A 9,883-nucleotide genomic window follows, 5' to 3' on the forward strand; every position below is an offset into this window, starting at 1 on the left:
GAAAAAGTAGGGTAAACAAAGAATGTTGGTATATACATTCTTTACCTTAGTACGAATAAAAAATAAAAAGAGGTAATGAACATGACACATTTTAGACCAACAACAGCTCATGTTGATCTGACAGCTATACAAAAAAATATTAAAGGGTTACGAAATCACTTACATACCGACGCTGAAATTATTGCAGTTGTGAAAGCAAATGCATATGGACATGGAGATGTAGAAGTCTCAAAAGCAGCGATTGAAGCAGGGGTTACGATGTTAGCAGTTGCTACGCCAGATGAAGCTTTACACCTTAGAGAAGTGTTTTCAAAGATACCGATTTTAGTATTAGGCGCCGTACCCGTTTCGTTTATTCCATTTGCAGCGAAAGAGCATATTACACTAACAGTCTTTTCAATGGATTGGTTAGGAGCGGCGAAAGAACAATTTTCAACTTTAGACGTTCCTGTTAAAGTACATATGAAAGTTGATAGTGGGATGGGAAGAATTGGCGTGCGAAATGAACAAGAGATGCTCGCACTATATCATGGTATTCAATCATCCCCCGAGTTTGAACTTGATGGTGTTTTCACGCATTTTGCAACAGCAGACGAGGAAGACTCTACATACTATGACCAACAAAAAGATGTGTTTATACACTTAGTCAATCAATTACCAACCAAACCTCGTTTAGTTCATGCAGCAAACACAGCAGCTTCTTTAACAAAAGACCATGTAGAGTTTGATGCAGTTCGCTTTGGTATTTCTATGTATGGCTTACTACCTTCAAGTTATGTAGGAGAACATCTACCTTTTACAATTCATCCAGCACTTCAACTTGAAACAGAGATTGTTCACGTGAAACAATTGAAAAAGGGTGAACACGTAGGATACGGTGCAACCTATGAAGCGCAAGAAGATGGTGAATGGATTGCAACTTTACCAATTGGTTATGCTGATGGTGTGTTACGTGGTTTACAAGGGCAAGAAGTTCTTGTAGGCGGTGTTCGCGTACCAATCGTAGGTAGAATTTGTATGGATCAGTTAATGGTTCGATTACCTCATAGTTTCCCATTAGGTGAAAAAGTAGTTTTGATTGGTAAACAAGGAACAGACCAAATTACGATGCAAGAATGGGCAGATCGCCTTCATACAATTCCATATGAAATAGCATGTATACTGACTGCACGCGTGCCGAGAGTTTATTATAAAGAATGATAAAAAAATGTTATAAATTTAGAGAAATCTATTTTTTTATGGCATAACTCTTAGAAAAGACCTTTCCTTTCTATTGCTAGAATGATAAGATTGTTCTAACATAGAAAATTTCGATATGATAAAAGGGAACTTTTTGGAGGTGCGAGCTGTGGTTCAAAACAGTATAAATGAAACGATTCTACCGAAATCATCAAATATAGTTACAGAGAACATCGAGCAAGCTTATCAACAATCTATTATGTCTGAACAAAATTTATATGTACCAACGAAACGATATAAAAAGATGACTCATAAAAATGATATACGAGAAGCTATGGTTAAGGGATATGCCGAAATGTCTCAAATTAACTTAACTATATGTAGCGAATGTCTACATTTAGAATATGAAGCAGAACATATGGTGGAGCGACTCGTTTGCGGAGGATGACAATTTGAATGTAAAACGTGGAGACGTTTTTTTTGCTGACTTATCACCAGTAGTGGGATCAGAACAAGGCGGTACTCGACCAGTTTTGGTAATTCAAAACGATATCGGGAATCGCTTTAGTCCTACGGTGATTATCGCAGCAATTACAGCGCAAATTCAAAAAGCAAAGTTACCAACCCATGTCGAAATTGATGCAAAGAAATACGGATTTGAACGAGATTCAGTTATTTTATTAGAACAACTACGTACGATTGATAAATCACGTTTGACTGACAAAATTACACAACTGGATCAGCCACTGATGAAAGAAGTAGAAGATGCTTTGGCTATTAGTTTAGGATTATTAAAATTTTAAAAGCTATACATAGAGTGAAAACATCAGGTTTTTTAATCTGGTGTTTTTAATTTCTTAAAAATGGTAATAGTATTGGTGGTGCTTTCTCGATTTTTATAAAACAAGGAATAAAAAGTGAATAAATGTAAGATTTGAGATACAATTGCATATATAACAGATAGGGAGGGGTATTGATTGGAAAAAGCCACGATTCGATTTTTAAAAGATCATTTACAAGAAGTTGAAGATGTTTGGCAAGAACAATTAAGGGCTGATGAGTCAGAGATGGCTACGGGTAGTCTTCAAGAAGAATTATTTGAAAAGATGCTAGAGCAAACGATGAGATACATCAGAAATTTTTTGAATCATTTAGATATCCAAAAATTTGTCCGAGAATTAGGAACACTTAATAGAACAGCTGTCCAATTATTTCCCTTTATCGAGGCTTTTGAAACGAGTACATATTATGTATTGCGGAATCAAAAAGATAAAAAGCCAGCAGAGTCAATGGAGATTTTGCAATATTTACGTAAAATAGTTCATTCTCTATCTATAGAATTATTAAAGTATGAACAAGAACGCTATAATAAAATTATTCATTTACAAAAAATTGCCTTACAGGAACTATCTACACCCATTATTCCTGTATTTGATCGCGTAATTGTCATTCCAATTATTGGTGCTATTGATAGAGATCGAGCAAAGCAAATTATGGAAAATGTTTTACATGCAGTTGTATCGAATAAATCAGAAGTTGTACTAATTGATATTACCGGTTTGCTAGTTCTTGATACAGTGGTAGCTCATCATTTAATAGAAGTCGTAAATGCTATTCATATTGTAGGTGGTAAAAGTATGTTAGTAGGAATCCGTCCTGAAATTGCGCAAACGATTGTCCAGTTGGGTGTTAATTTATCAGATGTCACGACATTGGGAACACTTCAAGAAGGAATAGAGAAAGCACTAGAAGAGACAAATCGATGCATTCGTGAGGTGATTCATTAATGGTGCTAAACATCCCAATTTTAAAATTACAAGATTGTCTAATTGTATCGATTCAATCAGAATTAGATGATCCTACAGCTATGCAATTTCAAACGGATCTTTTACAAAAGTTGAGTGAAGTAAAAGCTAGAGGAGTTGTAATTGACTTAAGTTGTATTGAATTTATTGATTCCTTTATTGCTCGTATTTTGGGCGACATTATTCGTATGACCTCCTTGATGGGAGCAAAAGTAACAATTACTGGTATTCAACCTAGTATAGCTATTACACTGGTGGAGTTAGGAATTTATTTGAAAGACGTTATTACAGCACTTGATTTAGAAGGTGGTCTTACGAAACTCCAGAAAGCACTGGGGGGCAGAAAGATATGAGTGAATCTTTTGTTGAAATATTAACAGAGTGGGATATTGTTGAGGCACGTCAACTTGGAAGAAACGAAGCGAAGCGTATTGGATTTGGCGCGGTAGACCAGGCGCGTATTACGACTGCAATTAGTGAATTAGCACGAAATATCTATTTATATGCAGATAAAGGCCGAATACTGATTGAAACAATTGATATGAGCGGTACAAAAGGGATTAAAATTGTTGCACAAGATGAAGGACCGGGTATTGAAGATATTCGTCTTGTCATGCAAGACGGTTATTCAACTTCTCAAGGCCTAGGTGCTGGTTTGCCAGGTGTGCGCAGATTAATGGATGAATTTGACATTCAAACAACCGTCAATGAAGGGACAATTGTGAGAATCATTAAATGGCTCCGATGAGGAAGTGATGAGTGCATGACAAATGAAATAAAAAAACAGTACACAATGCTTCTAGGACAATATTTACAGTATCAAACTGAGCGTAATTTATATTTAGGCCAAAACTTTAGCAGGCGTTTGGTACAAAAAGATATTACACCAGAAGAAGTAATTAGTATTCATAAAGATTCTCTTGCGGAAATTTATGAAGGTAGTGAAGAGTTTACGGATGGTATGAAAAATGCTTTGGACTTTTTAACTGAATTTATGATTCAATATGGTTTAGCTTTACGTGAACATAAAATTTTGTTGAAGAACCAGGAAGAAATGGATCATGAACTAGAACTTGCTGCGAATGTTCAAAAGACAATGTTAAAAACGACGATTCCAACAATTGATGGTCTTTCTATTGGGAGTATCTCTGTTCCAGCTCGAAAAATGAATGGAGATTATATCTATTACCAAGGAGATTCCAAACGTTTTGTCGGAGTAGGTGTCGCGGATGTAGTAGGAAAAGGTATTCCGGCTGCACTTTGTATGTCTATGGTTAAGAATGGTTTAGATACACTTGGGCAGCCGAGTATCAGCCCCTCTTATGCTATGGATGTTTTAAATCGCATTGTAGAAAAAACTGATAATATGTTCATTTCCATGTTTTATGGACGATATGATGTCGTGCAATCTACATTTACTTATTGCTCAGCTGGACATGAACCTGCATTATTGTATCGTGCAAAAGATGGTAAATTTATTGAACTAGAGTCTGAAGGTCTATTATTAGGCGTATTACCTGATGTTCATAACCAAGAGAGAAGTGTACAGTTGGCAAAAGGCGATATGGTAATTATTATGACAGATGGTGTAACTGAATGTAGGGTGGACGATCGGTTTTTAGAAAAGTCTGAATTAACCGATTTGATTTTTAAACATAAAGACAAAATACCACAGCAATTAGCAGAGGCTATTTTCCATGAGATTGAAAAATTATCACAGTTCCAAAATCTTGCAGATGACCTAACTTTTGTTGTATTGAAAAAAGAAGATGATTAGCCTATGTTTAAGATGTTTAAAAAAAAGGTATTCAGTATTAATAGACTGTTATAAAAAATTGGGGTGCTAAAATATGAATTTTAAAATAGAGATTAATAAAGAGGAAAATAAGGTGTTAAGTATGGTGAGTGGAGAAGTTGACGCTTTCACTGCTCCGAGTTTAAGAGAAGAATTATTAGCTGTTGATATTCAAGAAGATATGCTAGTTGAATTGAATTTGTCAGAAGTAAGTTATATGGACAGTACAGGACTAGGTGTCATTGTAGCTTTCTACAAAAATGTAACAGCAAATAAAGGAAGACTTGTTTTGGTAGGGCTATCTCAACGTTTACAAAGACTATTTGACATTACAGGTCTTAGCGGAGTAATCCATATAGAGAAAGAAGGGGCTGTGAACGACCATGAGAGAATTTGATTATTTCGAAATGAGAGTACCATCGAAAACTCAATATGTAGGAATAACTAGATTGGCAATTTCAGGATTAGCAAACCGAATTGGGTTTTCATACGATGACATTGAAGATATTAAGATTGCTTCAAGTGAAGCAATTACGAATGCAATTCAACACGCTTATCCAGAAGCAGAACAAGGTGAGGTAGTTGTTGGTTGTGCTATATATACTGATAAAATTGAAATTATGATTGCTGATTACGGTAAGAGCTTTGATTTTGAAGAAGTTAGAGAAAAAGTAGGACCTTACGACGAAGAAACAAACGCAGAATTTATAAGAGAAGGTGGCCTCGGCCTATTTTTAATCGAAAGCTTAATGGATGAAGTAAAAGTCTTAAATGACAACGGTGTTACAGTTTTCATGACAAAATATGTTGCACGAGAGCAGGTGAAGGAGCATGTGGAAACGGACACCTTCTAAATCTGCTTCTAAGGAACAAGTATTAGAATGGATCCAAAAGTATCAAGAAAATGAAGATGATGATGCACAAACGAATTTGGTATTACATTATCAATATTTAGTAGAATCAATTGCGCGAAAATATTCCAATGGACGTTCCTATCATGATGATATTGTTCAAGTAGGTATGCTAGGTTTACTAGGAGCAATAAGACGTTTTGATCCAGACTTTGGAAGAAGTTTCGAAGCTTTTGCGGTGCCTACGATTATTGGTGAAATTAAGCGTTTCTTACGAGATAAAACTTGGGATGTTCATGTTCCTAGAAGAATCAAAGAATTAGGCCCAAGAATTAAATCGACCGTTGAATTACTAACAACTGAATTGCAGCGTTCGCCAAAAGTTTCAGAAGTTGCTGAACGATTAGAAGTAACAGAAGAAGAAGTGTTAGAAGCGATGGAGATGAGTCGAAGTTATCAGGCTCTTTCGATGGATCATTCAATCGAGTCTGATTCAGATGGTAGTACGGTTACATTATTTGATGTAGTTGGAAGAGAAGATGAAGAGTACGAAAAAACTAATCGAAGAATGATTGTAGCAGATGCAATGAGCGTCCTTTCAGAACGTGAAAAGCAAATCATTCAATTAACTTATTTAGAACAATTAAGTCAAAAAGAAGCTGGTGAAAGATTGGGGATATCTCAAATGCATGTTTCACGACTTCAAAGAAAGGCCATAAAAAAATTACAACAAGCAATTATTTCTTCTGGGGGTGTCTAATTATGCAGACAGAAGGTAGAAATAATTTTATGCATTATACAACGATGATTCGAGCTAAAAATGATGCTACTATTAGTGGTGATGCATTGACTGTTAAATTATTTGAGAACATTTGTATTTTAGCAATAGCAGATGGTCTGGGTAGCGGTACTGAAGCAAATGCTTCAGCTACCGTTGTTATTAAAGAATTAGAAGAAAATCCCGAATTAGAATTAAGTGAATTGCTTAGGCGTAGTGATTTAAAAATGTTAGGGTTACGCGGCGCTGTGGCTGCTGTCATGCGAATTTGTTTTCAACGAAACCATATTCAATTTGCGAGTGTTGGAAACATTTCTTGTTATATATTTCGACCTAGTGAAGGTAAGGTAATTTATCCGAGACAGATGAGAGGTTATCTTTCAGGACGGACTCAACATTTTGTTGTACAAGCGTTAGAGTATAAAAAAGGAGATTTTTTCTTATTACATACGGATGGGATAGAAATCACAGATATTCGAAGCCTACTTTTAGAGAATGAATTTATTAAATTGCAGCAAGTACAATCATCTTATTTAACCTTAAAAAACGATGATGCAAGTTTAATCGCAGCACGCCTATTCTAAGTAGAATAGGCTTTTTTTTATGTATTTTGATACACTACTAATATTGGAGGGATTCAAATGGAACGAGTAACTATGAATAAATTAATAGCGCAAGAGTTAAATATTAAACCACAACAAGTGAATCAAGTAATTGAATTATTAGAAGAAGGAAATACAGTTCCTTTTATTGCACGTTATCGTAAAGAAGTAACAGGCTCTTTAGATGAAGTACAAATTAAAAATATAGAAGATCGTCATCATTACATTCAACAACTTGAACAAAGAAAAGAAGAAGTGGTACGGTTAATAAATGAGCAGCAAAAATTAACACCTGAACTTGAAAAATCAATACGTGATGCTACTGTGTTGAAGAAGGTAGAAGATTTATATCGTCCATACAAACAAAAACGAAAAACAAAAGCGACAGTCGCAAAAGCAAAAGGTCTAGAACCTTTTGCAGAATGGTTACTTACACAATCGAATGAATCACCTATTAAATATGCGAAACAGTTTATAACTGAAGAGGTAGTGACAATAGAAGATGCTTTGCAAGGAGCTTGTGATATTTTAGCAGAGCAGTTTGCGGATGAACCAACTATTCGTGAACAAATTCGAAAAATCACATGGCAAGATGGTGTGATTCGCACTACAGTAAAAGATGCTACTCAAGATGAAAAAAGCGTTTTTGAGATTTACTATGATTATGAAGAACCACTAAAAAAAGTAGTGCCACATCGTATTTTAGCGATGAATCGTGGTGAAAAAGAAGAAATTTTAAAAGTGGGCATACACGTAGAACCTGTAAAGATTCATACGGCTATGCGAAATAAATGGTTAAAACCAAAAATGTCACCGGCACATGCGTATTTAGAAGAAGTAATTGCAGATAGTTATAAAAGATTGCTTGCACCTTCTATTGAAAGAGAAGTAAGAAGTGAATTGACAGAGAGAGCCGAGAATCAAGCGATTCATATCTTCTCTGAAAATCTTCGTAACTTATTATTACAACCGCCAATGAAAGGTAAATATGTATTAGGTTTAGATCCTGCTTATCGTACAGGTTGTAAATTAGCAGTGGTAGATGATACAGGGAAGTTTTTAGACCTATCGGTAATCTATCCACATCCACCTAAAGCAAAACCAGAAGAAGCTAAAAATACATTACTTCAACTATTAAATAAGTATCCGATTGATATTATTGCGATTGGTAACGGTACGGCATCACGTGAGTCAGAAGCATTCGTAGCAGAAGTATTAAAAGAAGCTTCAAGTAATACGGCATATGTCATTGTGAATGAGGCAGGAGCAAGTGTGTACTCTGCTTCTGAGGTAGCGCGTGACGAGTTCCCTGATTTACAAGTAGAGCAAAGAAGTGCGATTTCAATTGCGCGTCGTTTGCAAGATCCGTTAGCAGAACTGGTTAAGATTGAACCAAAGGCAGTTGGAGTAGGGCAGTATCAACATGACGTATCACAAAAGAAGCTAGTATCTTCTCTTGATTTTGTTGTCGAAACAGCTGTAAACCAAGTAGGTGTGGACGTCAATACAGCGTCTTCATCACTATTACAACATATTTCTGGATTGTCAAAGACGGTAGCAGAGAACATTGTGCGTATAAGAAGTGAACAAGGTAAATTTACTGCACGTACACAATTGAAGAAGATTCCACGTCTTGGTGCAAAAACGTATGAACAGGCGATTGGCTTTTTACGTATTTCAGATGCGAAAAACCCTTTAGATGGTACAGGGATTCATCCAGAGAGTTATGCATTAGCTAAATCTATTTTAGAAGTAGCAGGGCTAACAGTAAAACAGATTGGAACAAAAGAAGCCGAAGAAGCGATTTCACATTTTACAATCGCTGAACTATCAGAGCGTTTTAATGTGGGTGAGATTACGGTTAAAGATGTAATTGATATGTTAATGAAGCCATCGCGTGACCCGCGTGATGCTTTTCCGCAACCATTACTGAAGCAAGATGTTTTAAAAATGGAAGACTTAAAGGCAGGGATGGAGCTACAAGGGACTGTCCGAAATGTTGTAGACTTTGGTGCCTTCGTAGATATTGGTGTGAAGCAAGATGGTTTAGTTCATATTTCAAAATTGAAAAAAGGTTTTGTAAAACATCCTTTAGACGTTGTAGCACTTGGTGATATTGTAACTGTCTATGTAGATCAAGTAGATGAGAAAAAAGGACGCGTATCATTAACCATGATTGTGCCTGAAAAATAAGTTATACTATAAGAGTAAGAATGAAGAAGGCTATATGCTTATTCATTCTTATTTTTTATGGAGGAAATGAATATGAATTATGAACAATTAACTTTATGGGTACAAGAAGTTTCAATGACATACTTTAAAAAACCATTTCGACATCAAGCTGTATTTAATAAACGCCTTCGAACAACGGGAGGACGTTATTTATTACAAACACATAATATTGAGATTAATCCAAAGTATTTAGAAGTGTATGGAGAGCGAGAAGTAGAAGGAATTATTAAACATGAGCTTTGTCATTACCACTTACATATAGAAGGAAAAGGTTATCGACACAGAGATTTAGATTTTAAAATGTTATTGAAACAAACAGGTTCACCAAGATATTGTCGCCCAATCACAACATCGAAGTGGCTATATATTTGTGAAAGCTGTCATCAAAACTATCCTAGAATGAGAAAGATAAATATTCAAAAATACTGTTGTAGCAAGTGTTCAGGAAGAATATATTTAAAAAAATAACTTTTTTTGAAAAAGTAGTTGACGTTTTGAGGAAAGCTCTTTATAATAGTAAAAGTCGACAAGATGATACGCACTTGAACGACATCATATTACTCCGTTGTAGCTCAGTTGGTAGTAGCATCTGACTGTTAATCAGAGGGTCGCAGGTTCGAGTCCTGCCAACGGAGCCATGG

General features: G+C 35.6%; 13 protein-coding genes and 1 tRNA gene. All 14 read left to right on the plus strand.

Going from position 1 to position 9,883, the window contains the following annotated elements:
• Positions 1-81: 81 nt before the first annotated feature.
• The 14 genes from alr (at position 82) to KGI01_RS06775 (ending at position 9,880) form a co-directional block, all read left to right on the plus strand.
• On the plus strand, positions 82-1,200 hold the full coding sequence (gene alr / locus KGI01_RS06710; protein WP_373863122.1) for an alanine racemase: 1,119 nt from the start codon (positions 82-84) through the stop codon (positions 1,198-1,200).
• A gap of 148 nt (positions 1,201-1,348) precedes the next feature.
• Positions 1,349-1,627: a transcriptional regulator gene (locus KGI01_RS06715; RefSeq protein ID WP_255314754.1), complete on the plus strand. Its 279-nt coding sequence runs from the start codon at positions 1,349-1,351 to the stop codon at positions 1,625-1,627.
• A 4-nt stretch (positions 1,628-1,631) separates the two neighbouring features.
• The gene (locus KGI01_RS06720; RefSeq protein WP_068450600.1) at positions 1,632-1,982 is read left to right on the plus strand and encodes a type II toxin-antitoxin system PemK/MazF family toxin; all 351 of its coding nucleotides are present in this window, start codon (positions 1,632-1,634) and stop codon (positions 1,980-1,982) included.
• 174 nt (positions 1,983-2,156) lie between these two features.
• Positions 2,157-2,966 carry an STAS domain-containing protein gene (locus tag KGI01_RS14155; protein ID WP_304364145.1) on the plus strand — a complete coding sequence of 270 codons (810 nt, stop codon included), beginning with the start codon at positions 2,157-2,159 and terminating at the stop codon, positions 2,964-2,966.
• The gene (locus tag KGI01_RS06730) at positions 2,966-3,337 is read left to right on the plus strand and encodes an STAS domain-containing protein (RefSeq protein WP_141274057.1); all 372 of its coding nucleotides are present in this window, start codon (positions 2,966-2,968) and stop codon (positions 3,335-3,337) included. Before KGI01_RS14155 ends, KGI01_RS06730 begins: the two co-directional genes overlap by 1 nt.
• The gene (locus KGI01_RS06735) at positions 3,334-3,732 is read left to right on the plus strand and encodes an anti-sigma regulatory factor (protein ID WP_087681120.1); all 399 of its coding nucleotides are present in this window, start codon (positions 3,334-3,336) and stop codon (positions 3,730-3,732) included. The genes KGI01_RS06730 and KGI01_RS06735 overlap by 4 nt, the downstream gene beginning before the upstream one ends.
• 15 nt (positions 3,733-3,747) lie before the next feature.
• Positions 3,748-4,761, plus strand: a complete 1,014-nt coding sequence (locus KGI01_RS06740; protein WP_141274058.1) for a PP2C family protein-serine/threonine phosphatase — start codon at positions 3,748-3,750, stop codon at positions 4,759-4,761.
• Between the two features lie 73 nt (positions 4,762-4,834).
• On the plus strand, positions 4,835-5,176 hold the full coding sequence (locus KGI01_RS06745) for an anti-sigma factor antagonist (protein ID WP_141274059.1): 342 nt from the start codon (positions 4,835-4,837) through the stop codon (positions 5,174-5,176).
• Positions 5,163-5,633 carry an anti-sigma B factor RsbW gene (gene rsbW, locus KGI01_RS06750; protein WP_068450608.1) on the plus strand — a complete coding sequence of 157 codons (471 nt, stop codon included), beginning with the start codon at positions 5,163-5,165 and terminating at the stop codon, positions 5,631-5,633. The genes KGI01_RS06745 and rsbW overlap by 14 nt, the downstream gene beginning before the upstream one ends.
• A complete protein-coding gene (sigB, locus tag KGI01_RS06755) occupies positions 5,611-6,390 on the plus strand; it encodes an RNA polymerase sigma factor SigB (RefSeq protein ID WP_068450609.1) in 780 nt (259 codons plus the stop codon). The genes rsbW and sigB overlap by 23 nt, the downstream gene beginning before the upstream one ends.
• Positions 6,391-6,392: 2 nt before the next feature.
• Entirely contained in the window at positions 6,393-6,992 is a 600-nt protein-coding gene (locus KGI01_RS06760; RefSeq protein ID WP_141274060.1) for a SpoIIE family protein phosphatase, read from the plus strand.
• A 57-nt stretch (positions 6,993-7,049) separates the two neighbouring features.
• Positions 7,050-9,203 (plus strand): Tex family protein, encoded by a 2,154-nt coding sequence (locus KGI01_RS06765; protein ID WP_141274061.1) that lies wholly within the window; start codon positions 7,050-7,052, stop codon positions 9,201-9,203.
• Between the two features lie 72 nt (positions 9,204-9,275).
• Complete coding sequence (locus KGI01_RS06770; RefSeq protein ID WP_141274062.1) at positions 9,276-9,710, plus strand: SprT family protein; 435 nt, start codon at positions 9,276-9,278, stop codon at positions 9,708-9,710.
• Positions 9,711-9,803: 93 nt separating this feature from the next.
• A tRNA-Asn gene (locus tag KGI01_RS06775) sits at positions 9,804-9,880 on the plus strand.
• The last annotated feature ends 3 nt before the right edge of the window (positions 9,881-9,883 follow it).

Source organism: Kurthia gibsonii (genome assembly GCF_006539985.1).
GTDB lineage: Bacteria > Bacillota > Bacilli > Bacillales_A > Planococcaceae > Kurthia > Kurthia gibsonii.